At 67.3% G+C, this 24,480-nt stretch carries 23 protein-coding genes; 10 read left to right on the top strand and 13 right to left on the bottom strand.

All coding sequences use genetic code 11. The features are described 5' to 3' along the window. Nucleotides 1–82: 82 nt before the first annotated feature. Nucleotides 83–1,108 (bottom strand): glutathione S-transferase family protein, encoded by a 1,026-nt coding sequence (locus ACWEO2_RS24415; protein ID WP_452407413.1) that lies wholly within the window; start codon nt 1,106–1,108, stop codon nt 83–85. Between the two features lie 70 nt (nt 1,109–1,178). Here ACWEO2_RS24415 and ACWEO2_RS24410 point away from each other — a divergent pair, with 70 nt between their 5' ends. Both ACWEO2_RS24410 and ACWEO2_RS24405 read left to right on the top strand, forming a co-directional pair. Further along, a complete protein-coding gene (locus ACWEO2_RS24410) occupies nt 1,179–1,973 on the top strand; it encodes an enoyl-CoA hydratase/isomerase family protein (RefSeq protein WP_452407412.1) in 795 nt (264 codons plus the stop codon). A gap of 95 nt (nt 1,974–2,068) precedes the next feature. Beyond that, nucleotides 2,069–3,337, top strand: coding sequence for a class I adenylate-forming enzyme family protein (locus ACWEO2_RS24405; RefSeq protein ID WP_452407411.1), 1,269 nt, complete (start codon nt 2,069–2,071; stop codon nt 3,335–3,337). A 1-nt stretch (nt 3,338) separates the two neighbouring features. On the opposite strand, the gene ACWEO2_RS24400 is transcribed toward ACWEO2_RS24405, so the two are convergent. Then, on the bottom strand, nt 3,339–4,085 hold the full coding sequence (locus ACWEO2_RS24400; RefSeq protein WP_452407410.1) for a tyrosine-protein phosphatase: 747 nt from the start codon (nt 4,083–4,085) through the stop codon (nt 3,339–3,341). 429 nt (nt 4,086–4,514) lie between these two features. On the opposite strand from ACWEO2_RS24400, the gene ACWEO2_RS24395 reads away from it, so the two are divergent. Beyond that, the gene (locus ACWEO2_RS24395) at nt 4,515–4,994 is read left to right on the top strand and encodes a TetR family transcriptional regulator (protein WP_354959071.1); all 480 of its coding nucleotides are present in this window, start codon (nt 4,515–4,517) and stop codon (nt 4,992–4,994) included. Nucleotides 4,995–5,120: 126 nt separating this feature from the next. Then, a complete protein-coding gene (locus ACWEO2_RS24390) occupies nt 5,121–6,299 on the top strand; it encodes an amino acid deaminase/aldolase (protein WP_452407462.1) in 1,179 nt (392 codons plus the stop codon). A gap of 161 nt (nt 6,300–6,460) precedes the next feature. On the opposite strand, the gene ACWEO2_RS24385 is transcribed toward ACWEO2_RS24390, so the two are convergent. Both ACWEO2_RS24385 and ACWEO2_RS24380 read right to left on the bottom strand, forming a co-directional pair. After that, nucleotides 6,461–9,859: an AAA domain-containing protein gene (locus ACWEO2_RS24385; protein ID WP_452407461.1), complete on the bottom strand. Its 3,399-nt coding sequence runs from the start codon at nt 9,857–9,859 to the stop codon at nt 6,461–6,463. Nucleotides 9,860–10,028: 169 nt separating this feature from the next. Next, nucleotides 10,029–11,822, bottom strand: a complete 1,794-nt coding sequence (locus ACWEO2_RS24380; RefSeq protein ID WP_452407409.1) for a DEAD/DEAH box helicase — start codon at nt 11,820–11,822, stop codon at nt 10,029–10,031. 131 nt (nt 11,823–11,953) lie between these two features. On the opposite strand from ACWEO2_RS24380, the gene ACWEO2_RS24375 reads away from it, so the two are divergent. Continuing rightward, a complete protein-coding gene (locus ACWEO2_RS24375) occupies nt 11,954–12,811 on the top strand; it encodes a carbon-nitrogen hydrolase family protein (protein ID WP_452407408.1) in 858 nt (285 codons plus the stop codon). A gap of 13 nt (nt 12,812–12,824) precedes the next feature. Next, entirely contained in the window at nt 12,825–13,448 is a 624-nt protein-coding gene (locus tag ACWEO2_RS24370) for a phosphoribosyltransferase (protein WP_355176912.1), read from the top strand. Nucleotides 13,449–13,475: 27 nt separating this feature from the next. On the opposite strand, the gene ACWEO2_RS24365 is transcribed toward ACWEO2_RS24370, so the two are convergent. The 5 genes from ACWEO2_RS24365 to ACWEO2_RS24345 all read right to left on the bottom strand — a co-directional run bounded on the left by ACWEO2_RS24365 (nt 13,476) and on the right by ACWEO2_RS24345 (nt 17,388). After that, on the bottom strand, nt 13,476–14,006 hold the full coding sequence (locus tag ACWEO2_RS24365) for a gamma carbonic anhydrase family protein (RefSeq protein ID WP_452407407.1): 531 nt from the start codon (nt 14,004–14,006) through the stop codon (nt 13,476–13,478). Nucleotides 14,007–14,095: 89 nt separating this feature from the next. Continuing rightward, nucleotides 14,096–14,965: an ESX secretion-associated protein EspG gene (locus ACWEO2_RS24360; protein WP_452407406.1), complete on the bottom strand. Its 870-nt coding sequence runs from the start codon at nt 14,963–14,965 to the stop codon at nt 14,096–14,098. Further along, nucleotides 14,962–16,245, bottom strand: coding sequence for a PPE domain-containing protein (locus ACWEO2_RS24355; RefSeq protein WP_452407405.1), 1,284 nt, complete (start codon nt 16,243–16,245; stop codon nt 14,962–14,964). Before ACWEO2_RS24355 ends, ACWEO2_RS24360 begins: the two co-directional genes overlap by 4 nt. Further along, nucleotides 16,238–16,615 (bottom strand): hypothetical protein, encoded by a 378-nt coding sequence (locus ACWEO2_RS24350; protein ID WP_452407404.1) that lies wholly within the window; start codon nt 16,613–16,615, stop codon nt 16,238–16,240. Before ACWEO2_RS24350 ends, ACWEO2_RS24355 begins: the two co-directional genes overlap by 8 nt. Nucleotides 16,616–16,662: 47 nt before the next feature. Then, entirely contained in the window at nt 16,663–17,388 is a 726-nt protein-coding gene (locus ACWEO2_RS24345) for an alpha/beta hydrolase (RefSeq protein WP_452407403.1), read from the bottom strand. 130 nt (nt 17,389–17,518) lie between these two features. Here ACWEO2_RS24345 and ACWEO2_RS24340 point away from each other — a divergent pair, with 130 nt between their 5' ends. Continuing rightward, nucleotides 17,519–18,442 carry an SMP-30/gluconolactonase/LRE family protein gene (locus tag ACWEO2_RS24340; RefSeq protein WP_452407402.1) on the top strand — a complete coding sequence of 308 codons (924 nt, stop codon included), beginning with the start codon at nt 17,519–17,521 and terminating at the stop codon, nt 18,440–18,442. Between the two features lie 9 nt (nt 18,443–18,451). Here ACWEO2_RS24340 and ACWEO2_RS24335 read toward each other — a convergent pair whose 3' ends face one another. Then, complete coding sequence (locus ACWEO2_RS24335) at nt 18,452–18,940, bottom strand: winged helix-turn-helix transcriptional regulator (protein ID WP_355176919.1); 489 nt, start codon at nt 18,938–18,940, stop codon at nt 18,452–18,454. 54 nt (nt 18,941–18,994) lie between these two features. Here ACWEO2_RS24335 and ACWEO2_RS24330 point away from each other — a divergent pair, with 54 nt between their 5' ends. Further along, nucleotides 18,995–20,416 (top strand): MFS transporter, encoded by a 1,422-nt coding sequence (locus ACWEO2_RS24330; protein WP_452407401.1) that lies wholly within the window; start codon nt 18,995–18,997, stop codon nt 20,414–20,416. Continuing rightward, a complete protein-coding gene (locus ACWEO2_RS24325; RefSeq protein ID WP_452407400.1) occupies nt 20,413–20,658 on the top strand; it encodes a hypothetical protein in 246 nt (81 codons plus the stop codon). Before ACWEO2_RS24330 ends, ACWEO2_RS24325 begins: the two co-directional genes overlap by 4 nt. Here ACWEO2_RS24325 and ACWEO2_RS24320 read toward each other — a convergent pair whose 3' ends face one another. Together ACWEO2_RS24320 and ACWEO2_RS24315 are read right to left on the bottom strand one after the other, a co-directional pair. Further along, nucleotides 20,659–20,988, bottom strand: a complete 330-nt coding sequence (locus ACWEO2_RS24320; protein ID WP_452407399.1) for an MmcQ/YjbR family DNA-binding protein — start codon at nt 20,986–20,988, stop codon at nt 20,659–20,661. 65 nt (nt 20,989–21,053) lie between these two features. Next, nucleotides 21,054–22,013 (bottom strand): helix-turn-helix transcriptional regulator, encoded by a 960-nt coding sequence (locus ACWEO2_RS24315; protein WP_452407398.1) that lies wholly within the window; start codon nt 22,011–22,013, stop codon nt 21,054–21,056. Nucleotides 22,014–22,103: 90 nt separating this feature from the next. On the opposite strand from ACWEO2_RS24315, the gene ACWEO2_RS24310 reads away from it, so the two are divergent. After that, the gene (locus tag ACWEO2_RS24310) at nt 22,104–23,348 is read left to right on the top strand and encodes an epoxide hydrolase family protein (RefSeq protein WP_452407397.1); all 1,245 of its coding nucleotides are present in this window, start codon (nt 22,104–22,106) and stop codon (nt 23,346–23,348) included. A 206-nt stretch (nt 23,349–23,554) separates the two neighbouring features. On the opposite strand, the gene ACWEO2_RS24305 is transcribed toward ACWEO2_RS24310, so the two are convergent. Beyond that, on the bottom strand, nt 23,555–24,316 hold the full coding sequence (locus ACWEO2_RS24305) for a hypothetical protein (protein ID WP_452407396.1): 762 nt from the start codon (nt 24,314–24,316) through the stop codon (nt 23,555–23,557). Between the last annotated feature and the right edge of the window lie 164 nt (nt 24,317–24,480).

Raw genomic sequence — 24,480 nt, 5'->3', positions numbered from 1 at the left:
TGAACCTTATGGCACCGACCGCCATCAACTCGTCATGACAACGATGTACCCGGTCGACCTGGTTCCCCGCATGTCGGTTCCATCACGCCGGTTCGCGCAGGGCAGCGGCCCTTTCCGCGAGCGGTGGCGGTGGTGGCGGGGTGCCGTCGCCGAATGGTCTGCCGCCCAGTGCTTCTCGGCCGTGCGAGGTCAGCCAGTCGGTCAGCTCCGGGCCCTTGGGCACGATCCGCGTCGGGTTGATATCGGTATGCACGACGTAGTAGTGCACCTTGATCTGCTCGAAATCGACGGTGTCGCCGAACCCCGGCGTCTGATAGAGGTCGCGCGCATAGGCCCACAGCACCGGCATTTCGGTCAGCTTGCTGCGATTGGTCTTGAAGTGGCCGTGATAGACCGGATCGAATCGGACCAGTGTGGTGAACAGCCGCACGTCGGCCTCGGTAATGGTGTCGCCCACCAGGTATCGCTGGGTGGTCAGACGTTCGGACAGCCAGTCCAATCGGGCGAACAGCCGGTCGTAGGCCGTCTCATAGGCTTCCTGTGTCCCCGCGAATCCACACCGGTAGACGCCGTTGTTGACATCGTGGAAAACGGCCAGGTTCACCTCGTCGATCTCGGCCCGCAGCTCCGCCGGATACAGCTGCGGCGCACCCGGTCGATGGAATTCGGTCCACTCGGTGGCGAAGTCGAGCGTGATCTGCGGGTAGTCATTGGTCACCACCTGCCCGGTGGCGACCTCGACCATCGCCGGAACCGTGATGCCGCGCGGGTAGTCCGGGAACCGCGCCAGGTAGGCGTCGCGCAGCCGGGGAATGCCGAGCACCGGATCCACACCGCCGGGATCCAGATCGAAGGTCCAGCTGAGCTTGTCGTGGGTCGGACCGCACAGCCCCAGTGAGATCGCGTCCTCCAGTCCGAGCAGCCTGCGCACGATCAGCGTGCGGTTGGCCCAGGGGCAGGCTCGCGCGGCGATCAGGCGATAGCGGTCGGCCTCGACCGGGTATCCGTCGCGTCCGTCGGCGGTGATGCGGGTGGTGATGTAATTCGTATCTCGCTTGAACTCGCCAGACTCGACGTAAGAGGCAGTTTCCGATACCGACTTGGTCACTCGAATAGTCTGGCAGATCGAGATCTCAGGGTATGGCCGCCGACGGAGCGGGTGAGCCTAGTCTTGCCCAATGAGTGATACGAAGGCCACCCGACTGACCCGGGAAACCACCGATGGCGGCGCCGAGGTCGCGACCCTCACCCTGGCCAATCCGCCGCTGAATCTCTTCGACCAGTCGATGCTCGACGCGCTCATCGACGATCTCGCCGATCTGTCGGCGAATCCGCCGCGCGCGGTGCTGCTGCGGGCCGAGGGCAAGCTGGTCTCCGGCGGTGTCGACGTGCATGTCTTCGACGGCCTGACGATCGAGCAGGGCGCCGAGCTGTGGCGCACCCTGTTCGCACAGATCATCCATCCGCTGGAGGCGCTGCCGTGTCCGGTGGTCTTTGCCGCGCACGGCCTGACCCTGACCGCCGCCTTCGAAATGGCGCTGGCCTGCGACATCATCTTGGCCGCGCCGAAGGCGAAATTCGGTCTGGTGGAGACGGTCGTCGGCCTGACCCCGTCGATGGGCGGTCCGCAGCGGCTGGCCGAGCGTGCCGGATCGGGCCGGGCCCGCGAATTCGTGATGACCGGCGACCTCTACGACGCCGCGACCATGGCCGAATGGGGTGTGGTGAACGCCATCCACGACGACGTCGACACCGCCGCACGGGATTTGACGAATCGGCTGGCCCAGGGGCCGACCAGGGCGCATGCCGCGACCAAGCAGATCATCGAGGCGTGGCGCTCCGGTGGTGTGGCACATGCGGATTCGGTGACCCCGCAGGTGTCGGGCGCGCTGTTCGACACCGCGGATCTGCGCGGCGCGGTGCGTAGCTTCCTGGAGGTCGGACCGGGGAAGGCAACTTATACCGGTCGGTGACGGCCAGGACACGTTCCTCGCCTATGCCCACGAAATTGTGACTCGCGTCATATAGTCGCAAGAGCCTGCAGGCTCGAGGCGTGTGCGGAGGACCCATGTCGCAGTTCTTGGTCGAGTACCCACCGAATCACCCGCATGCCCGCGATGCTCCGCTGGCTCGTGGCGCCGACGGGGTGCTGCGCTACGGCAATCTCACCCCCGCGCTGACCGAACTATTGGATCTGCAGGTGCACGCCTTCTCGACCCGGGAGGCGGTGGTGGAGATCGGCGGCCCCCGGCTGACCTATCGGGAGCTGTGGCACTCCGCCTCCCGCATCGCGGGCGGCCTGCAGGAACACGGCATCGGCTTCGGCGACCGGGTCGCCATCCACATGCCAGCGGGTGCGCGCTGGGTGCAGGCGTTCCTCGGTGCGCTGCTGAGCGGCGCGGTCCCGGTGTTGGTGCACGACGGACTGCCCGATGCGGTGGCCGAGCGGGTGATCGCGGACAGCAGTACCGATTTCGTACTCGGTGGCGATAGCGAGGCCCTGCCCGACGGCGCCGCCTACATCGATGACGGTGCGGCACTGAGTGATCTGGCGCTGCTCTGCTACACCAGCGGCACCGGGGTGTGTCCGGTCAACACCACCGTCGCGCCCAAGGGCGTCGAGCTGACCAACGAAAACCTGCTCTCGGCAATTCGTTCCGTTGTCGCGGCGCTGGACCTGCCGACCGACGGCCTGCGCAATCTGGTGCTGTTGCCGCTGGCGCATGCGAGCGGCTGTGTGGATCAGATGCTGCCGACCTTCGCGGTCGGCGGCACCGTCGTCCTCGCGCCGGGTCGCCGAAGACTCGCCGAAACCATTGTCTCCGAACGGATCGATATGGTTTCCGCGACACCACGCATCTTCGCCGGGCTGTTGCCCGAGCTCGCGGCGCTGCGCACCGAGGGGCTGTGCACCGAGGGCATCGTCCGGGTCAGCAATGCGGGCCATCGCGGCGAACGCGTAGCCGATGCCACCGATCCCGCGGATCTGGCCGCCACACTGCGGGATATATTCCCCGCCGCCCGGCGGTGGTCGGTCTGGGGCGCAACCGAAACCAGCGGCATCGGCCTGGTCGTCGACGGTGAAACCGACACCGCACCCGGTGCCGATCCGATACTCGGCTTCGCCTTCGGCGGTACGGAATTGGCGCTGTGGGGGCCGCAGGCGCAGGCCGGACACGGCGAATTGCTATGTCGCGGGCCCAATGTCACCCGCCGCTACTGGAACGATCCGGAGACCACCGCGGACCGCTTCACCGGAAGTTGGTTCCACACCGGCGATCAGGTCAGCATCGACGCCGACGGTCTGGTCCGGCGCGAACGGGCGCAGGCCGGGTAGCTCACTCGAGCAGGCGATCGCGCAGTCGTTCGCGCAGCTGTGCGGTGAATCCGATGGCGGTCAGATACGACTCGACATCGCCGTGCTGTTCGCGCACCGCATCCGTCGCGACCTGCAGGTAGTCCTCGCGGACGCCCAGGATATCGATGGAGAGTTCAACGCCCGCAGTGAGTTTCGGTGCCATCATGGCGCGCAGGGCGGGGACGGCGTCATTGCTGGACAGGAAGTCGGCGAGCACATCGGCCTCGCTGACCGCGACCGCGCGCAGCAGGGTGGCGATGGCCCAGCCGGTGCGGTCCTTACCGGCCGCGCAGTGCACGAGCACCGCACCGTCGCCGCTGGCGATCGTCTCGGCGATGGCGATGATCGCGGTATTCGCCTCGGGCAGGGTCGGGAAGTACCGGTAGACCTCGAGCATGTGCGCGAATGCGGAGTTGGTCTGTGCATCGTGCGGCGGCGCCTCAGCCATCCGGGAGTCGAACGGAGTGAGGTTCAGTCGCACGCCGTCGGGCAGGTTGTCGTGGCCGATGTGGTCGATCTCGCGGTGTCCGCGCAGGTCGTAGACGTCGGTGACGCCGAGTTCGCGCAGGATGGCGTGCCCGGGCAGATCCAGGCCGCTCAGCTGAGCCGAGCGCAGCAGCACGCCGGGGCGGATCCGCGCGCCGTCGCTGGTGCGCAGACCGCCGAGATCGCGGAAGTTGAAGGTGCCGGTCAGGTAGAACTGGTCGGCCGAGGGCGAGAGAGTCACCGATCAAGGCTAACCAGGCAATGGGGTCACCGAGGTGTCGATCGAGAGGCCGATACGGAACCGCTGGCTGTCCGGTTTGCGAGGCTTCTGATGTGTGATCCGCCACATCTTGTCGGATGGGGAACAAGCTGGCCCGTAGTCTGGTCAATGGTGTTGTTCGGACGGGCGGTCTGAGAGTCACGCCCCCGGAAGCGATTCCGGCGGATACCGATCGATCGCAGCGGCATTCCGTTTGGGTAACAAAACATTCTTCCAGTCTGGAAATACCCAACGAACCCGTTCTTAAACCCCGGAAACCCTCTACCATTGATGAATGTTGGACTGGGCATCCAGGGAAATCCCGATCGGAAGATTCATGATCGCGGTTCGCCATGTTCAGCGAGCCGTGCCGATCAGGGCGCGTGAGTTCTTTCCCCGAGGGAGTCGGCGTTGAGCGTACGTGGAGAAATGGCAGCGGTCCGGTTGCGGCCGACCATCTGCGAGGCCGTCGAGAAGGCGGCCGCCTCACTCGATTTCACCGGAGTGCGAGCACTTCGGGTGTTACTGCATGCCGGTGTCAGCGCCTACTGGCCCCTGGTCAAGGCCGCCCCGGCCAAACAGGCGCGGGCGTACGAAGCGACGGCGCATCAGTTGGCCGAGCGCTGGGAGGGGCAGACCGAATGTGTCGCCGATCCGAAGGCCTCGGCCCTGTTCCGGGAGATGGATTCCGAGGTCGCGAGCTTCCTGGCGCTCTGTGCCGACCGGTCGGGCGCGCAATGGTTGGAGCCGGTGGATGCCATCGCGACCTATGCGGTCTCGGTACTGCAGGGCACGGTGCTGCGCTGGCTCGCCGACTGCAATGACGAGACGACCCTTGTGGTGCTCGACGACCTGGTCAGCAGCTTGGCCACCAGGGCGGTCGAAGTCTGACCCTGCGCGGTACTGGACGTTTGACCAGTTAAGTGGTTGGGTTGTTCCGTGAGCGAGCGCAGCGAGCGAACCGTCAACACAGCACCTTCGGGCACGGCGGAGCCGAGCGTCCGCAAGGCCGCGGGCGTGACCGAAACGTCGCCGATTGCTGGGCTGCATGCGGCCACGGCCGAGCTGGACCCGCCGCTGGCCGCCCTCGACCTGAACGCCCTGCGTGCCAATGCCGCTGACCTGGTCCGTCGCGCGGGTGGGGTGCCCATCCGGGTGGCGAGTAAGTCGGTGCGCTGCCGGGCGGTACTCGAACAGGTGCTCGGCACCGGACTCACCGCGGCCGGCGGCTTCGCGGGCATCATGTCGTATTCCCTGGCCGAGGCCATCTGGCTGGTCCGGCTCGGGGCCCGCGATGTGCTGCTCGGCTATCCGACCGTCGACCGTGCGGCGCTGGCCGAACTCGCCGCCGATGACACCCTGCGCGAATCCATCACCTTGATGGTCGACGATGTCGCGCAGCTGGAACTGATCCGCGCCGCGGTCGGCACCGATCTGGTGCGGCCGCGAATCTGCCTCGATGTGGACGCCTCGCTGCGCATCGGACCGCTGCACCTCGGCGTTCGGCGCTCGCCGATCCGCACTGCCGAACAGGCCGCCGCGCTCGCGCGTGCCGCGCTGAGTCGCGGTTTCGATGTGGTCGGCGTGATGACCTATGAGGCGCAGATCGCCGGACTGCCCGACTCCAATATCGCTGTGCGTCTGGTGAAGCGGGCCTCGGCGGCCGAAATCGCCAAGCGCCGCGGGCAGGTTCTCGATGCGGTGCGCTCGGTGGTCGGCAAGCTGGCGATCGTCAATAGCGGCGGCTCCGGATCGATCGAGGTCAGCACTGCCGATTCGGATGTGACCGAGGTGACCGCGGGCTCCGGGCTGTATGTGCCGACCCTGTTCGATCACTATCGCTCCTTCACCCCGCGCCCCGCGCTGTTCTTCGCGACATCGGTGCTGCGCAAGCCGACCCCATCCATCGCAACGGTTTTCGCGGGCGGTTACATCGCCTCCGGTCCGACCGGGCCGTCTCGGGTGCCGAAGCCGGCGTGGCCCGCTGGTTTGAAGCTGCTCGGCACCGAGGGGGCGGGCGAGGTGCAGACCCCGCTGTCCGGGGCGGCCGAACTGCGGATCGGTGATCGGGTGTGGTTCCGGCATGCCAAGGCCGGTGAGCTGTGCGAGCGGTTCAACGAGGTGCATCTCGTCGACGGCGACGGCACGCGCACGACGGTGCCCACCTACCGCGGTGAGGGCAACTGCTTCGGCTGAGCCGGCGGCAATTGCGAATTCGCCGTGGTTGCGGGGGTGAATTTCAAGATCGAATGCGGATACCGCGGCATTGCATATTCAAATAAAGAACCAACCGGTCCGCATGAATATTTCGATCATGTGCCGACCGACCTCTGAAAGAAATATTCAGCACATCTGGCTCAGCTGAGTCGCAGGAATGTCGCCAGATCCGCGAGATCGTCGGGGGTATTCGGTAGATATTCGGTGAGCAGCGGTGACCGGATAATGACGGCCTTCCACATGGCTCGGCACAGTGTGGCTTGAACCATGCTGCGCGACAACAGGAACCGCATGCCGTAGGGGGCATCATCGGGGCTGGATGTGGTCATCGACAGCAGGACCACCGCGGCCTCCCGGCCGCGGAAGCGTTCGGCGGTGCCGACCAGCACATCCTCGATCTTGGCCCGCGCCAGCAGCGTTCGGATCAGGCCGACCTGGGCACTGTAGGGCGCGACCACGAGTATGTCGTGTGGATGCAGCCGCCGCGTCATGGCGCCGGTCGTCCACGAGACCCCGAGCAGGGCGCGCACCCGGCGGACCACCTCGCGGGCCTCGGCCACCGATTCGGTCGCAGCACCGGTGTGCTCGACCAGCACCGTCTCCACGCCGGGCTCGACACCCTCCAATTGCCGTGCCAGCGTGACGGTCTCATTGGAGCGCAGGCGGTTGTCGTAGTACAGCCGGGAGATCGGGTCGCAGACGCGCGGGTGCATCCGCCAGGTGCGATCGAGGAAGTAGCCCCGATCGGCGGGCAGGGTATTGCGGCCCTCGGTGAGCCAGCCGAGTACCGATTCGTCGACCGGCTCCGGATGTGTGCCGCGCGCCACGGCGGGCGCGGGATCGCCGAGTAGTAGCAGATTGCGCGCACTCACCGCGACCGCGATGGTGTCGGCGAGCGGGAAGCCGCCAGCGTCGGCGATCACCAGCAGATCGAGACCATCGCCGGGCACCATCTCGTCGTCCGCGAAATCGGCCGGGGCGCCACCGATGACGCAGCCGTTGACCGCATTGTCCAGGAACCGCGGATAGCGGGCACCATCGATCACCGACCACTCCGGCGCCAGCGCCTCGACGTCCTTCTTGGCCACCAGTTCAGGCAGCACGCCCATGGCGACGATCATGTCGAGCAGGCTCTCCACCGTCGAATGCGATGGCGCGACAACGCCGACGCGCCACTTGTGCCGGGTGACCAGACGTTCGATCGACCTGGCGACGGTGGAGGTCTTACCGGTGCCGGACGGCCCCTGCACCGCGAGGTAGGAGCCATCGAGATCGCGCAGCGCGGCGGTGATGGCCGCGGCGTGGTCACCGTGCACATCCGGTAGCCGGTCGGCTCGGCGCAGCCGCGGCGGTCGGCGCGCCAGGATGTCGAAGACCGCGCTCGCGGGAACCTCGGGCAGCGCCATCAGCAACTGCTGGGCCGCGAATTCGACGGCGGTCTCGACATTCTCGTCCCAGGCGGGCAGTCCCGGTGCGATGGCGGTCGGCAGCTCGTCATAGGGCTCGCAGCCGTCGGGTAGCAGTTCCTCCAGCCGGACGGTGTCGTCGAAGTTGGCGTCCACCGAACAGCCGAGCACGGTCGCGGAGGCGGTGGCGCGCCGACCCACGGCGGTGATCATTCCGGCGGCGACCGGCTGATCGTAAAAGGTGTACACCGTGGTGCCCGGTGTCAGCACCGTGCCGGTCGCGGCGCCGCCCGCGGTATCGGCGCCGCCCCAGCCCATGCCGATTCGTCCGGTCAGTGTGAGATATCTGCGCATTGTCGGCTGATGTGGGCCGCGATGCCATTTGGTGTCCACCGTGCCCCAGTCGGCCACGAGTACTCCTGGCGCGTCGGACCATTCGGCTACCGGATGACTGAGCCGGTCGGCATGTGCCAACCACAGTGGCTGGCGTTCGCGCCGGTGATAGCCGAGGGCCGCGGCCATCAGCGCGGCGGGATCGCCCGGTTCGCCCTGTGCCGCCGCGAATTCCGCGAGTGCAGCCTCGATCGAGGAGGGCCGTGCCGGCGGCACCGGATCCGGTTCGTCCGGACTCGGCACCAGGCACCACGAACTCGCCTGGTCCAGCAGTGCCGCATCCGGATCGACGCGCTGTTCGGCCGCTCGATCCTGCAGCCAGTCGCGCAGCCGCAATACGGTGACGCAATCGCGTTCCGCAGCACCGGAATGCGCCGCGCCGGGCAGCAGCCGCCGCAGTCGGCTCAGGCGGTAGGAGCGCTCCCCGATCAGCAGGGCATTGCGCACGATCGGATATAGGTCGACCAGCACACCCGCCTGCAGCAGATCCTCCACGATCTCCTCGCCGATCCCGTAGCGGCCGGTCCACCGCAGCAGCGCCGACCGCACTTCGGAGGTGTAGTGGTACACGCGCATATCCGGATACATCCGCAGCCGTTGGGCGACATAGTCGAGCACCTCGCCCAGCGCGCGCCGCCGCGCGGCCTGCTCGTCGGTCATCGCCGTGGACGGTGCGGTCGCCGTGCCGAACGGGGCGCGGAAGGCCAGATGGACCGCGGCCGGACCGCCCACCTCGATACCGACCAGCTGACCCGATGGCCCCTCCTCGATGGTGAGTGAGAGATCACCCGGCGACGGCGGCGGCAGGGCACCCAGCGCGATCGCGTCGACCAGGGTGTGCGTCGGCTGTCCGGAATCCTCGCGGTGCAGCTGGATTTCGGCCTGGCGGCGCAGTGCGCCGAAGGTGCGCGGTGGCAGGCCGGGTACGGTGGCGGCGGTATTCGCCAATCGGTCGATGGTGCTCACGCCCGCTTCGCGCAGCCTGGCTCGTGCGGTGCGCGGCATCCCGGCGACCAGTAGCAGATCGCGTGCCGCCGACAGCGCCGCGGTGCAGGTCGGGCAGTGGCCGCAGGCGAGATAGCGCGGATCGCCCCACTGCACCGGGAGCAGTTCGCTCAGTTTGTCTTCCAGGATTCGCTCGACTCGCCCGCGCCGGGCGAGATACACCGGCACCAGATCGATGAGCGGGTAGGTCCGGCTGTCCTCGCGTAGGTGCAATCGAACCAGGGGTGCGGTCAGTGCGCCGCTACTGTCCAAGGCGTCGGCACACGCGGCGAGTTCGAGTGCCGCCCCGATGCGATCCGGTGGGTCCGCCGCGGTGCCGTGCACGGTGTAGCGGACCCGATGGCCGGCCCGCACCAGGAAATCGCTGGCGCAGACGAATTTACCGTTGAAGAAGGTGGCACCGTGGATCACGCGCGCCCCGGCGCGCAGTGCGGCGATGGTCTCGGCATTGGCGGCTTGCAGTGCGGCGATATGGGCCCCAGGATCGGTCACCGGATCGTACTCGGCCGCCTCGCTTCGGATCTCGACCAGCTGACCGCCGAACCGGTCGCGGAAGTCCGCGAGTCTGCGTTCGCGCGAATCGTCGAATCCGGTGCGCGGCACCGGATCGGGCACCGCATCCACCACGCCCGCGATGATGCCCAGTTCGGTATCGAGGGCACGCAGCAAAGCGAATTCACACTGCGCCGCGCGCACGAGGTCGACGGCGGAGCAGACGACACGATCACCGAACACGATCAAACGCGGCCCTCCTGTGTCTTCGCCGGACACGGACGGCAACACTGTAGCTAGCCGCTACCATCGCGTGGAACTCGGTGTCGGCGGGTCGCTACGGCTGGTCGTTTCGAATAGCTACGGCTGGCGTCCGACCCGTCGCTCGCGGCAGCGGTGCGGCCGGTTCGGTTCAGGAGCGCGGCTTACGCCGTTCCGGTCGCTTGCCCCCGTCGCGATCGCGACGCGGTCCGGCGCGGAACGGACGCCCGCCGGGCGGGCCCTGATCGAGCTGCAGCTGGATCAGCTGGCCGCTGATCCTGGTGCGCCGCAATGCTTCCAGGGTCTCCGAGGACAGGTCCGCCGGGAGCTCGACAAGACTGTGGTCCGGGCGGATGCTGATATGGCCGAAGTCGCTGCGGCGCAGTCCGCCCTCATTGGCGATGGCTCCGACGATCGCGCCGGGCACCACGCGGTGCCGCTTGCCGACGCTGATCCGATAGGTCGCCAATTCGGCTCCGGTGCCGCGGTGATGCGAGGGACCACGATCCTCGCCCTCGAAGCGGCGGGCAGGCCGATCCGTGCGCGGCATGCGTTCGCGCTGCGGGCGTTCGATCGGCTCCGGCTCGGGCTCCATGAAGAAGTTGTCACCGTCGTAGCCGCTGACCGCGAGCGCCGCCGCGATATCGACGAGCGGAATGTTGTGTTCGCGCTCGTAATCCTCGATGAGCTTGCGGAACAGCGCCAGATTCGACGAACTGAGGTTCTCGGTAATGGAATCGCCGAACTTGGCCACGCGCTGGGTGTTCACATCATCGACGCTCGGCAGCTGCATTTCGGTCAGCGGATGCCGGGTGGCACGCTCGATCGACTTGAGCAGGTGCCGTTCGCGCGGTGCGACGAACAGCAGCGCCTCACCGCTGCGCCCGGCCCGGCCGGTGCGGCCGATGCGGTGCACATAGGACTCGGTGTCGTGCGGAATGTCGAAGTTGACGACATGGGAGATGCGATCCACATCGAGACCGCGCGCCGCGACATCGGTGGCGACCAGAATATCCAGCGCACCGGACTTCAGCTGGCCGATGGTGCGCTCACGCTGGTTCTGCGCGATATCACCGTTGATCGCCGCCGCGGAGAAGCCGCGCGAACGCAGCTTCTCGGCCAGCTCCTCGGTGGCCTGCTTGGTGCGCACGAAGATGATCATCGCCTCGAACGACTCGACCTCGAGGATCCGGGTCAGGGCGTCGAGTTTGCGCTGATGCGAGACCTGCACCCAGCGCTGGGTGATGTTGGTGTTGGTCGAGGTCTTCGACTTGACCGTGATCTCGACCGGCTCGCGCAGGTACTTCTTGGAGATGCTGCGGATCGCCGAGGGCATGGTCGCGGAGAACAGCGCGACCTGCTTCTCACGCGGGGTGTCGGCGAGAATGCGCTCGACATCCTCCTGGAACCCCATCTTCAGCATCTCGTCGGCCTCGTCGAGCACCAGATACTGCAGCTGCGACAGGTCGAGCGTGCCCTTCTCCAGGTGATCGATCACCCGGCCCGGCGTGCCGACCACGACATGTGCGCCGCGGCGCAGACCGGAGAGCTGGACGCCGTAGGCCTGGCCGCCGTAGATCGGCAGCACATGTAGTCCGGGAATGTGGGTGGCATAGCGGCCGAATGCCTCGGCGACCTGGATCGCGAGTTCGCGCGTCGGGGCCAGTACGAGGGCACGCGGAAGTTTGCCGGTCGCCTCGATGCCCATCAGGATCGGGATGGCGAACGCCGCGGTCTTGCCGGTGCCGGTCTGGGCCAGCCCGACCACATCGGCGCCGTCGAGCAGTGGTGGAATCGTCGCCGCCTGGATGGGCGAGGGCGATTCGTAGCCCACATCGGCGATGGCCGCCAGGACGCGCTCATCGATGCCGAGATCGGCGAAGGTCGGGCCGTCATCGTCCCTGTCGTTGTCGCCAGGAACGCTGTCGACCTGATTGGTACTCATTGACCAGGAGTTTACTGCCTGGTGGTGGTCGTCCCGGCCACCGGGCCAATACGGTGAGACATATGCAACCCGAAACCGTGCCCACACATCACGACCCGACTGTGTCAACAGCGGCGTCCGCGGGGCCTTCCGTGGTTACGCAAGCTACCTCCGCCAGGCCCGCCGCTCCGGCCGGATCACCCGTGGTTGCGGCGGTGGTCCAATTCGCCGCGGGAACCGATCCGTCTGCCAATCTCGCGGCCCTGCGCGAGCATGTCCGCACTGCCGCCGAACGCGGTGCGCGGGTGATCGTCGCACCGGAATACTCGATGTTTGCCGTCGCCCGGCTCGACGAGCGGGTCGTGGCCATTGCCGAACCGCTGACCGGGCCGTTCGTCACCGGCCTCGGCGAAATCGCGCGCGAATTCGGGGTGCATCTGGTTGCCGGAATCGTCGAACAGGTGGCGCCGGGGGCGAAGCAGATCCGCAATACGCTTGTCGCCCTCGGACCCGATGCGAACCTGGTGGCGAAGTACCGGAAGGTGCATCTGTACGACGCGTTCGGATATCTCGAATCCGATGTGGTCGAGGCGGGGGCGATCGAGACTCCGGCCACCTTCACCGTCGATGCTGTGACATTCGGCATGCAGACCTGTTTCGATCTTCGCTTTCCGGAAGGCTGCCGTCGCGTCGCGGCGGCGGGGGCACAGGTGCTGGTGCTGCCCGCCCAGTGGATTCCCGGTCCGGCGAAGGTGGATCAGTGGACGACGCTGCTGCGCGCCCGCGCCATCGAGAACACCGTGTACGTGGCCGCCGCCGATCAATGCGCGCCGCGCGGCGCGGGCGCCTCGATGATCATCGATCCCACCGGTGTGGTGCTCACCGAACTCGGTGACGAACCCGGCGTGCTCACCGCGGGCATCGATCTCGATCAGCTCGCCGCGGTCCGCCGCACCAACCCCAGCCTGGCATTGCGTCGATTCGCGATCACCGAGCGCGCACCGGAGTAGCGTTGATTTCGGGATGATCTACACCGATCGGGCAGCTGCCGGTCGCGCGCTGGGTTTGGAACTCGGCCACCTGCACGCGGCGCAACCGCTGGTGCTCGGACTGCCCCGCGGTGGGGTTCCGGTGGCGGCCGCGGTGCGTGAGGTCATCGGTGGTGATCTCGACATCATGTTGGTCCGCAAGCTCGGTGTGCCATGGCAGCCGGAGCTGGCGATGGGCGCCATCGGTGAGGAAGGTATCCGGGTGCTCAATCAGGATGTGTTGGCGCACACCGGGATAACGCCGGAGCAGGTCGCCGAGATCGAGGATGTGGAACGCGTCGAACTGGAGCGCCGCCGGGAGATGTGGCGCGGTGACGCCAAGCCGATCCCGATCGGGGGCCGCACCACGGTGATCGTGGACGACGGCATGGCGACCGGGGCGACGGTGGTCGCCGCCTGCCGGGTCGCTCAGCTGCACCAGCCGTTGCGCATTGTGGTCGCGGTGCCGGTGTCCTCGGCGGAGGCATTGCACCGGGCGGCTGCCGAGGCGGATGAGGTGGTCTGCCCGTGGGTTCCGCATTCGCTCGGCGGTGTCGGGATGGCCTATCGCGACTTCCATCAGTTGGACGATGACGAAGTCACCGAGCTACTGGTGTGAGCTGCGCCTGGTGTGTGGTGCTCGAGGTCAGGGCTGGATTTCGGTGATGCCCCTGCGGTGGCGTTGGGCCAGTTCGGCATAGAAGCCGGGGTTGAGTTTGACCCAGCCTTCGGCCTGAGTGCCTTCGATGGACTTCTTGACCTCGGCGGGGGCGCCCGCGGCGAGCACACCCGCCGGGATCTTGGCATGCGGCGGAACCAGCGAATGTGCGGCAATCATTGTGCCCGCGCCGATTTCGGCCAGGTCCAGGACGGTGGTGCCATTGCCGACGATGGCCTCCGCGCCGACCGATGCGCCGTGGAAGACGACGCTGTGTGCGATGGTTGCGCCGGGACCGATTTCCATCGGCACATCCGGCGGCACGTGCAGGACCGCATTGTCCTGGATATTGGCGCGTTCCCGGATGGTGATCGGCGCCAGGTCCGCGCGCAGCACCGCGCCGTACCAGATGGAGGCGCCTGCCTCGACGCGCACGTCACCGATCAGGGTCGCGGTGGGTGCGATGAACGCCGTCGGATCGACCTGGGGCCGTTTGCCTTCGAATTCGTAAAGTGGCACAGGGCAGTGTAGATGCCGCGCCTCCGGCACGAACGCGCTGGTAAGACTCGCTCCGTGCGGGGTGATCCCTGCTTGTACGGCTGAGGTCTTCACCACCGGTCCGCAAAGGCCAGGGTGCGTTCGGCGGCGGTGACCATGGGGCGCAGCACCGTGGTGAACCGTTGTGCGGTGACCGGCATGATGTCGACGTCGACCCCGGTGCGCACCGTATACCTGCCGTCGCCGATCACATCGATCCAGCACAGCACCCCGAACGGACGCAGTTCGCCGTCGGGCCGTCGCACCGACACCACGATCTGGCCGATACCGTCGCGAGATTGCCGCAGTAGCTTGCGAATTCGCGTGGGCGTCGCGGGTCCGGCCACCGGCACGGTCACCAGATCCCGGCTGTCCTCACTGACCCGGGCCAGCGGTGCGGTCAGCTGTGCCATCGTGCCGGGCGTATTCTCCGGCAGCACCGAAATCACCCGTGCGGAAAGGTTTTTCACCCGATCGACGAACAGCCGGATTTCGCCGCCTCGGTCTGCGTTCGCACCCGGGCGCTGCGCCGCGACCACCGCGATATCCCCGGCGATCGCGCCGAGTACGCGCACCGGGCGTGTCTCGGCGGCGATATCCGGTGCGGCGGTGGCCGGGTCGCTCTGGCCGAGCAGACCGGTCTGTTCGATCGCCTCGCCGTACCCGGAGCCCGATCTGTCACCAGGTGTTCCCGGCTCCTGGGCGGCATCACGCTGCCCGAAGACCTCGATGCGCACGGCAGGGCGGGCCAGCACGCGCAGCGCGCCCTCCAGATCCGCGTCGAGAGTTTGCTCGCACCAATGGTTCAGGGCGGGCAGCTGGGCGGCGCGTTCGGCGGTATCGCGAGCCGAGAGGCGCACGGCGAGGGGATAGGGAATGCGGTCGCCATCGGTGCGGGCCCAGGCCATGGCGAACTGGTCCGGGGTCAGCGTCCAGTTCACTCCAGTTCGGTCCATTCGCCGACGACCGGTGGTGTCGTCGGATCCATATCGCCGATCAGCTCACCGCCGTCGTCGGCCGGTTCCAGGAAGGTCAGATCGTCGTCGAAGAAGTGGTAATCGTCGTCGTAGTCGTCCTCGTCGCGGGCCTGTGCCGCGCGCGCGGCGGCCGCGCCGGTGCTCAAGCCCGAGCGCGGGGTTTCGCCCGCGACCATGGCACCGCCCATGAGTCCGCCGACCGCGCCCGCGCCGACGCCATTGATCGCGTCGCCACTGGCATCGCGTTTGCGCTCATCGCGTTTGCGCTCATCGTCCGAGCTGGCGTTGCCCGCGCCGGGGACCGTCGGGGCGATCACCGGCGCGGCCGCGGCGGCGACCACAGGGGCGCTGGTGCCGGGGCGAACGCTTCGATCGGGTGCGGCCGTCGGCGTGGTGGCCGTGGTGGTGGTCGCGGCTGGGGAATCCGCCATCGGCACAACCGGTTTGGCCGCGGCGGCGGTGTCGGCGGCAGCCGCCGGGGTGATGGTGGTCGGTGTCGTCGCGGGTTGGGTCGTCGCCGCGGCGGGCTCGACGGTGGTGTGCGGTGTGATCGTCACCGGTGCGCTCGCCGAAACCGCTGGGGTAGTGGAGTTTTGCGTTCCGGTGTCCGGGCCGGTCGCCGCGGGAAGCTGCGCGGCGGGTGTGCTGTCGGGGGCCGGTGCCGTATCGCCGGTGACCGCATCGGGGAAGGCGGGGATGCCGGATCCCGTCGGGATGAAGACCTTCGTGTAGATGGTGTCCATCGCCTGCACCACGTCCTGACGGGTGCCATCGGCGGACTTCTGGATGGCGGTGTTGTCGGTGGCCCGTGTCGGATCCAGCAGTGCGCCACCGAGATCCGGGGTGGCATCGGACGGCGCGACGACGGCACCGCGCAATGCCTCGGCGGCATCGCCAGCTCGGCCGAGCCGCTGACCGACAGTGGCCATCACATCCGCGAGTTGCTGTCCCTGCCTTTCGAATTCGCGCACCGCGTCGGCGGCCGACTGTGCCGCGGCACCGCGCCAGCCGTCGGCGATCGCGGCCCGAATTTCGGTATGCGCCTGTTCGACCGCGGTGGCGAGGCCGGTCGAACTGCCCTGCCACGCCTGCTGGCCGCCCGCGAGCACGACCGGATTCATCAGTTGCACGCCGTCGTGGATCTGTTGATGGGACAGATTGTCGAAGATCTCGACGGTCCGGGTGTAGTCGGGGTCGACGTATTTGATGGGGGTCTTCTCACCGGTGTGCGGCATCTTACGCATGCGCGGCTCCCGCCACCTCGACCCGACCGACCGCCGCTGCGAGATCCTCATCGGCCCTGGTGTAGGCCGCCCCAGCCGCGCGGAAGGTCTGCGCGAGTGCTCTTGCGGCGTCGGCATATTCGCGCAATCGGGTCATCGCGTCCTCGGCCTTGTTCTCGAAGCCGCTGCGCAATGCCGCACCCGAATCGAATCCGCCGAAGCCGGGTAGTGCGGCGGCCCCGCTCAATACGGCGATCTGGGCCTCGACCTCATCGGCGAGTTGTTCGTAGCGCTCGGCGCACTGTTCGTGCGCGCCCTCGGCGACCAGTACGCCATCGATCCAGAGCTGGCCATCGTCGATCGCTTGATTCAGCGCAGTCACATCCGACATTTCGCCGCCCCCTTCCTCGTCGTGCTGCCCGCGCAGCCGTGATCAACTCACCGGTGTCGTGCCAACCCCACGACGACACCCTGCATCCAGTCCGCGATGTCGGCGGCGACCCGCGCGTGCACCGGCTCGTGCAACAGGTCGTGCCCGGCGTCGGCGTACTCCCGCAAACTTACCCAATCGTGGCGTCGAGTCCAGACCCTCATCGCATCGATCGGCGCCCGCCGGTCCTCGATGCCGTGCACGGCGAGAATCGGCAGGGTGGTCGGCAACGGTGTGCCGGGTGCGCCGGGCGCGCCGCCACCGAGTGCGCGCTTGGGCACGCCGGACAAGACCAGCCCGGCCAGCTCGCTCGGCGGCAGGCTCGGCCGGAGCGGATACTCCGCCTCCAGCCCGCTCAGATCGTCGGCCGCACCGGCGCGATTCGGCACCGCCGCGCCGATGATGCCGAGGGTGGTGACCGCGCCGAGTGAGTGGCCCATCAGGATCAGCGGAGTGTCCGGCAGTTCGGCGCGGACCAGCTCGATCAGCCGTAGCGCGTCGGCCACCAGTTCCACCAGCGTGCCGGGATTATCTGGATCGCCCTCGCTCAATCCGTGTCCCGAGGTGTCCAGCGCCCACACTTCGATGCCGACCGACGTCGGTGTCCGGGCGAAGCGGTGGTAGTGGCCGCTGTGCTGCCCCATTCCGGGCAATAGCACCACCACCGCGGTCCTGTTCTCGACCGGCCATCGCCGATAGTGCATTCGGCCGCGCGCGCCGTCGAAGAAGGGCATGCGTGGATACTGCCAAACCTTCTGCGATCCAGTCGAGTTCATGACATAACTCGCATGCACGGCATAAGTGGCAAAGGTGACTAGACTGCCGGGCAAGTCAACGGGTCGGGCAGCAGAGTCGAGGTTCGCGTTGAAAAAGCTCCGTGGTGCAGGTGCTCGGGTATGGCCGATTGCCGCCGTGCTCGCCTTGGGCTGCGCGGGTGTGCCCGGTTTCCGTGTGCCCAGTGCGGTGGCGGAGCCGGCGGCCGTTGCCGCGTGCGCGCCCGCCCAGGCGGCCACCGCGGTGCCCGCCGGTCTGCCGATACTCGACTGGTCGGAGAACGTAGGGTACGACGCGCAGGGCAATCTGTGGGTGTCGCGGCTGTATCGCAATGAGGTGCAGCGCTACGACAGTGCGGGACGGTTGACCGCGACGGTGCCGGTCGAATTTCCCGGTGCGGTCCGGCTCGGGCCGGACGGACTGCTCTATGTCGTCTACGGCGACTCGCCGACGAGCGTGCTGCGTCCCGGTGGTGTGGTGCGTTTCGATCCCAATGATCCCCGGCCCGCGGTATTCGCCTCCGGGTTCACCATGCCCAACGGTGCCGCCTTCGATGCGAAGGGCAATCTGTACGTCGCCTCCAGTGTCGGTGTGATCCGGATCGGTCCCGATGGCGTCGTCGACGCGGACTGGACGGCGCGGGCGAAGTTCACCGGCGCCAATGGCATTGTGGTGCGGGATGATTCGATCTATCTCAGCATGAACGGCAATCCGCTCGGCCGCATCGTGCGCTTCCCGGTCGATGATCCGGGCGCCGTGACAGTGCTCGCCGATTTGACCGTGTCGCCCGGGATCCCGGACTTCGCCGACGATCTGCTCATCGACGATGCGGGCGTGCTCTATGTGACCACATTGACCGGTCAGCTGGTTCGAATCGATCCGAGCACGAACACCGCATGCGCGGTGCTGACCGGCCAGCCGCTGACATCGGTGGTCGCGGTGCCGGGCCAGCCCGACGAACTCCTCGCCGGTACCGAGGGCGGCGCGATCCTTCGGATTCGGCTCTCGCACTGACCGAACGGTTCACCCGACCGGTGTCCATGGCGGTGCGGGATGCTCCGCGCCCGGCCCCGGCCGCACTTCGACGTCATGCGGGCGCAACTCCTCGCCACAGCATTCGCACACCACCTTGGCGTGCGTGACCTTGCCGCAGGTCTGATGTACCAATTCGGTGGGCGCGCCATTGATCAGGCCGGTGTGCTTCTCGCCCCACGCGAGGATCGCCGCGATGACCGGATACAGGTCGATACCGGCCGCCGTCAGGCGGTATTCGTGCAGCGTGCGCGACGGCCCGGAGGCATATTCGCGGCGCTCCAGAATGCCGTAATCGACTAGTCGGTTGAGTCGCTCGGTGAGGATATTGCGCGCGATACCGGTCTTGCGCTGATAGTCCTCGAACGTGCGGGCGCGGAAGTAGGCGGCACGCAGGATCGCGATCACCCAGCGCTCGCCGAGTACGGCGCCGGAGCGCTCGATTGCGCAGTTACTCGCCAGCAGATCGTCGTGTTTCATCGATTCCACGATAGCCGTTGCAATTCGCAACTACGTCGCCTAGGTTCTAGTTGCATGTTGCAACGACGCACATTGGCGATGCTGGCCATCTGCGGGAGCGCGTTCCTCGCCTTCCTGGACACCTCGATCGTCAATGTGAGCTTTCCGGATATCGCGGCGTCCTTTCCGCAGGCCTCCCGCGCACAGCTGAGCTGGGTACTCGACGCGTACTTCATCGCCATGGCCGCACTGCTGGTCCCGGCCGGTGGACTCGCCGACCGGCTCGGTCACAAGCGTCTGCTGCTGTGGGGCACCGGCCTTTTCGTGCTCACCTCGATCGCCTGCGCGGCAGCGCCGAACTGGCAGCTGCTCGTCGGCGCACGTTCGTTGCAAGGGGTGGCCGCGGCCATCATCGCGCCGGTCTCGCTCGCCCTGCTGCTGCCCGAATTCCCGAATGAGCGGCGCGCCGCGGCGGTCGGCATCTGGGGCGCCGCGGCGGCGCTGGCGGCGGGGACCGGCCCGCCGCTCGGCGGATTCCTCATCGAAATCGCGGACTGGCGCTGGATCTTCCTGATCAATATTCCGGTCGGGCTGCTGATCATCGCGGCGGGCCGGGCCGGGCTCCGCGAAGCCAGGGAGGAGGATGCGACGGGACTGCCCGACCTGCTCGGCGCGGCACTATCCGCGGCCGGACTCGGACTCCTCGCGCTGGCGATCATTCAAGGCGGCAGTTGGGGCTGGCGCAGTCTCGACACCATCGCCTGCTTCGTCGCGGCCGCCGTACTGATCGCCTGGCTGGTGCGCCGCTGCCTGGTGCATCCGCAGCCGGTGGTCGAGCCAGCCCTGATGCGCATCCCGAGCTTCGCCATCGGCAATCTGGGCACCCTGCTGTTCGCCCTCGCCTTCTTCTCGATGATCCTCGGCAACGTCCTTTTCCTCACGGGCGTATGGCAATACAGCATCCTGAAGGCAGGTCTGGCCGTGCTGCCCGGACCGCTGCTGACGACCGTCGTCGCGATTCCCGCTGGCCGCATCGCCGACCGCTTCGGCCATCGCATGGTGATCGTGCCCGGCACCATCGTCTATGCCGTCGGTCTGCTCGTGCTGCGCGCCAGTGGGGCCGAACCCGACTTTCTCACCACCTGGCTCCCCGGTCAATCCCTGGTCGGCACAGGGATCGGACTGGCCTTCCCGGCACTCGGCGCGGCCTCGGTCGCGGATGTCCCCGCGGATCGCTACGGCTCGGCCAGTGCCGTCGGGGCCGCCTTCCGTCAGTTCGGTGCGGTATTGGGCACCGCGCTGCTGATCGCCATTATCGGCACCCCGACCACGTTGAGCGCCGCCCTGGACGCCTCCGACCGGGCCTTCTTCCTTGGTATCGCCGCCGCACTCGCTGCGGGTCTGGTGGCGCTGGCGCTACGCCCGGTCCGCGCGACCGTCGACCTTCCTATCGCCGCCGTCAACCCAACCGCCGCAATCGAACCGGTGAAACTATGAGCAAGCGCAACGAAACGCTCACCACCGCAACTGAATCCATAATGTCCGCCGTCCGCGCAACGGTTCGGGCACTGCAAGCGCTGGCACCCTCCGGCCACCGCCGACTCATCCTGGAACTGCAAGTGGCGGTCAACCGCGCGCTATCCGATCCGGCGCTGCAGACCCCGGACGACTTCCACGCCCGCGCACCGGAAATCCCTTGGGAAATCTGGCATTCCGTCCCAGTCGACCCCCGGTTGTGATCACTCCTCGATGAGGTCGGCGGGCGCGGCCTGCCGCCACGAGTCCAGCAGGATATCGCGCAATTCGTTGCTGTCTTCGAGTGCGGACAGCCGGGCCCGGACCCAGGAGGACGAGGCCTCGTGCGGCGGGACCCAGAATTTGTGCGGTTCGGCGGCGATGAGTTCCGCGCGGTCGTGTTTGGGGCAGCGGACCGCGAACGAGGTCTGATCGTCGGGGAGGGTGATGAACATCTTGCCTGCCACATCGAAGGTCGGATGATGCCAGCGTTCCTTCTCCACGGTCTTGGGAAAGGACAACGCGATGCGGCGCACGTCGTCAGCGTCGAGCACGGTTCGGGCCTCCGGTTCGGAAATCGGACTTCTATCGTGCAACACCGCGACGGCGGGTGATCGGGCTAGGTGATGGCGTTGGTGATGCGGGTCGCAATCGCGCGCAGCCGGTCCACCAGCACGGGCGGTTCGTGCACCTGGAAATCCGCGCCGAGGTCGATGAGCCGGTAGGCCAGCCAGGTCGGATCGTCGTCGCGAGTGACGTCCAGTAGGCAGGAGTTGTCGTCGATCGCCGCGATATCGCCGGGCGCATCGCCGAGCCGGCCAGCGACCCGATTTACCGGAGCCTGGATGGTGATCCGGACGCGGAACGACGGTGTGCCCCAATTGGTTCGGCGGCCAGCGACGTAGGCCGCCGCATCTGCGGCGGGCAGCGGTCGCGGGGTGCAGCGGGCGCCGGTGGGCTGGGGCTGTTCGATACGGTCGACCCGGAAGATGCGCCAGTCGTCGCGGTCCACATCGTGGCCGACGAGATACCAGCGGCGCCGGGATGGGACGAGGCCGAGTGGTTCGATGTGACGGCGGGTTTGCGCGCCGGATTCGCCTCGATACCCGAAACGTACACGCTCCCTATTGGTTACGGCCGCGGCCAGCGCCGTCAGTATCTCCGGATCGACGGCGGGGCCGTCGTCGGTAGGCGGCACGAGCGCGGTGCCGAGCACCCGCACCCGGCGGCGCAATTTCGCGGGCAGCACCTGTTCCAGCTTGGCGAGCGCACGGACCGAGGACTCCTCGATACCGGCAATGGCCGATCCGGCGGCGGCGCGTAATCCCACCGCGATGGCGACCGCCTCCTCATCGTCCACCAGCAGCGGTGGCATCGCTGCGCCAGCCACCAGTCGATAGCCGCCGGTCGCGCCCATGCTCGCCTCGACCGGATAGCCGAGTTCACGCAGGCGGTCGATATCGCGGCGCACGGTGCGGTCGGTGACGCCGAGGCGGTCGGCGAGTTCGCTGCCCGGCCATTCGCGTGGTGTCTGCAGCAGTGACAGCAGACGCAGCAGGCGGGCGGGGGTGTCGTTCATGATTTTCAGGATTCCAGAGAACTAGGACATAGATGGTCCTATATGCCTCGTAGCGTCCTTGTTGTACCGAGATCAGCTAAGGAGATACAGATGGATGCAGCAGTGCGTAGCGATTCCGTGCGGGGCAGCGGTCGGGCGACGAGTGAACATGCAGCAGTGCGTAGCGATTCGATCCGCGGTGACGCCCAGGCGATGGGCGGGCACGCCATTCGCCCCTTCCGCATCGACATTCCGCAGGCCGATATCGACGATCTGATCGATCGGCTGGCGCGCACCCGCTGGTCGGCACAGCTGCCGGGACAGGGCTGGGAGCGCGGTGTTCCCGTCGCGTACCTGAAGGAACTGGCCGAGTACTGGCGCACCGGGTACGACTGGCGCGCGCAGGAGGTGGCGTTGAACGAGTTCCCGCAGTTCATCACCGAAATCGACGGTCTGGATGTGCATTTCCTGCAAGTGCGTTCGCCCGAGCCGGATGCGTTGCCGCTGATCCTGACCCACGGCTGGCCCAACTCGTTTGTCGAATTCACCAAAACCATTGGCCCGCTGACGGATCCGCGCGCATACGGGCTGGATCCGGCGCAGGCATTCCATGTCGTCGTCCCGTCGGTTCCCGGTTTCGCCTTTTCCGAAGGGCCGCGCGATACCGGGATGACCGTACGCCGGGTGGCCGAGATGTGGGTCGAGCTGATGGACCGGCTCGGCTACACCAGCTATGGCGTCCAAGGCGGTGACCTCGGGGCCTATATCGCACCCGAAATGGCCCTCGTCGCACCGGAACGCGTGGTCGGTGTGCATATCGACGGCGGCATCGGCATGCCGACCGAGGCCGATGTGCCGACCATGACACCGGACGAACGCGCCGAATGGGATCAGATGCAGGGCTGGATGAGCGGCGGCGTGAACCACCACACGCTATTGCGCGCCGCTCCTCAGACTTTCGCGCACGCCTGGACCGACTCCCCGGTCGGCCTGCTCGCCTGGCTGATGCAGAAGTTCCACGAATTCACCCCGCTGGCCGAACTGGCCGAGGATGTCATGGACCGCGACCACCTGCTGACCAATATCAGCCTGTACTGGTTCACCAATACGGCGGGCACCTCGTCCTGGCCGATGTACAACGGACTCGGCGACGGCGGATTCGTCTGGCCCACCGGCCAAAAGGCAGTGCCGACCGGCGTCTACGCGGGTGGTTCGGCACTAATGCGGCGACTCGCCGAGCGCGACAACATCATTGCGCACTGGCCCGAGGGCAACACCGGAAACCACTTCGTACCAATGGAACTGCCGGATATGCACGTAGCCGATATTCGCGCATTCTTCGGCAAGATTCGCTGAGAGGTCAGCTGAGCTGGGCGCCCAGTCGCGCTGAGCATCCAGTCGCGCTGGATGCTCGGTCGGGCCGGGCCCTGGACAAACGATCACCATGCGCTCATGCAGGCAAATGCCGAGAACCCCCTGCACCAGCGCATTCTCGACTGATCAGGTGGTTGGGGGGATTGCTTACCTGTGGTGGGGTGAGGGTTCTGATGGGTTGGGCGGGGTTAGTTGTTCTGGTGTGCGATCTCGCTGCGCGCCACCGGTCCGGCCTGGTTCGGGGCGGCGGGGAGCGTCTGCGGGGTGTCCGCTGCGGCCGGGGCGGGGGGCGGTGTTGCGGCATCGGGTGCTGGGGGCGGCGGCGCTACCACTGGACGGTCCGGTACGTAGAACATCCCGACTGTCGGGGTCATTAGACAGTGTGCGAACGGGTAGTCGATGATGCCCCACATCGAGGCGATGACTGTGCCGGGACCGCTGGCCACGGTCTTGGACAGCGTTGGGCCGTATTCGGTCCGGTCGTCGAGTGTGCTGAGACCGCTCGCGCCGGTATTGACGTTCAGCCAGGCCACGACGAGGCCGGAAGCCAGCGGCGAGCCCGTGTGCGCGGGTGTGGCACTGAAACGCAGGGTGCCCGGCAGCGGATCGACCGCGCCGTTGGGGGTGGCGCCGTCGGTGGAGGCGGCCGCGATGATCGTGGTGACGGGGCCGTTGCTGCCGCAGCCGAAGGTCGGCGCGGCATAGGCGAACGGGGTGAAAGCGGCTGAGACATTGCGTAATTCGGCGATGTCCACCAGCTTGGTGAACTGGTTGAGTGCGCCGACACCTGCCTGCGCGGCCGGATCGGGTCCGGCGGCGGTGGTCAGCTGTTCGAGTCCGGTGTCGATGGGAGAAGGCTCGGCGACCGCCGTGCCGGTGAGGGCCACAACCGCACCAACGCCGAGAGATGTCACTGCCGCGGCGGCACGTGCGATGGATCTGCCGTTCACTCGTTCTCCTCGATACCGAACACGGGGATTGCCCCGACCCACGTGCAGCAACGTACCAGTTCGCCGCTGTCGCTGCCCAGGGAGTCGCGATCCCCCGCGGCTGGCCGCTGTTCGAAACGCGACACGGTGGCAGGACCTGCGCGGCCTGCCGCTGTGACCCACTC

The organism is Nocardia sp. NPDC004278, from assembly GCF_053602975.1.
This window is presented reverse-complemented; position numbering and strand designations above follow the sequence as displayed.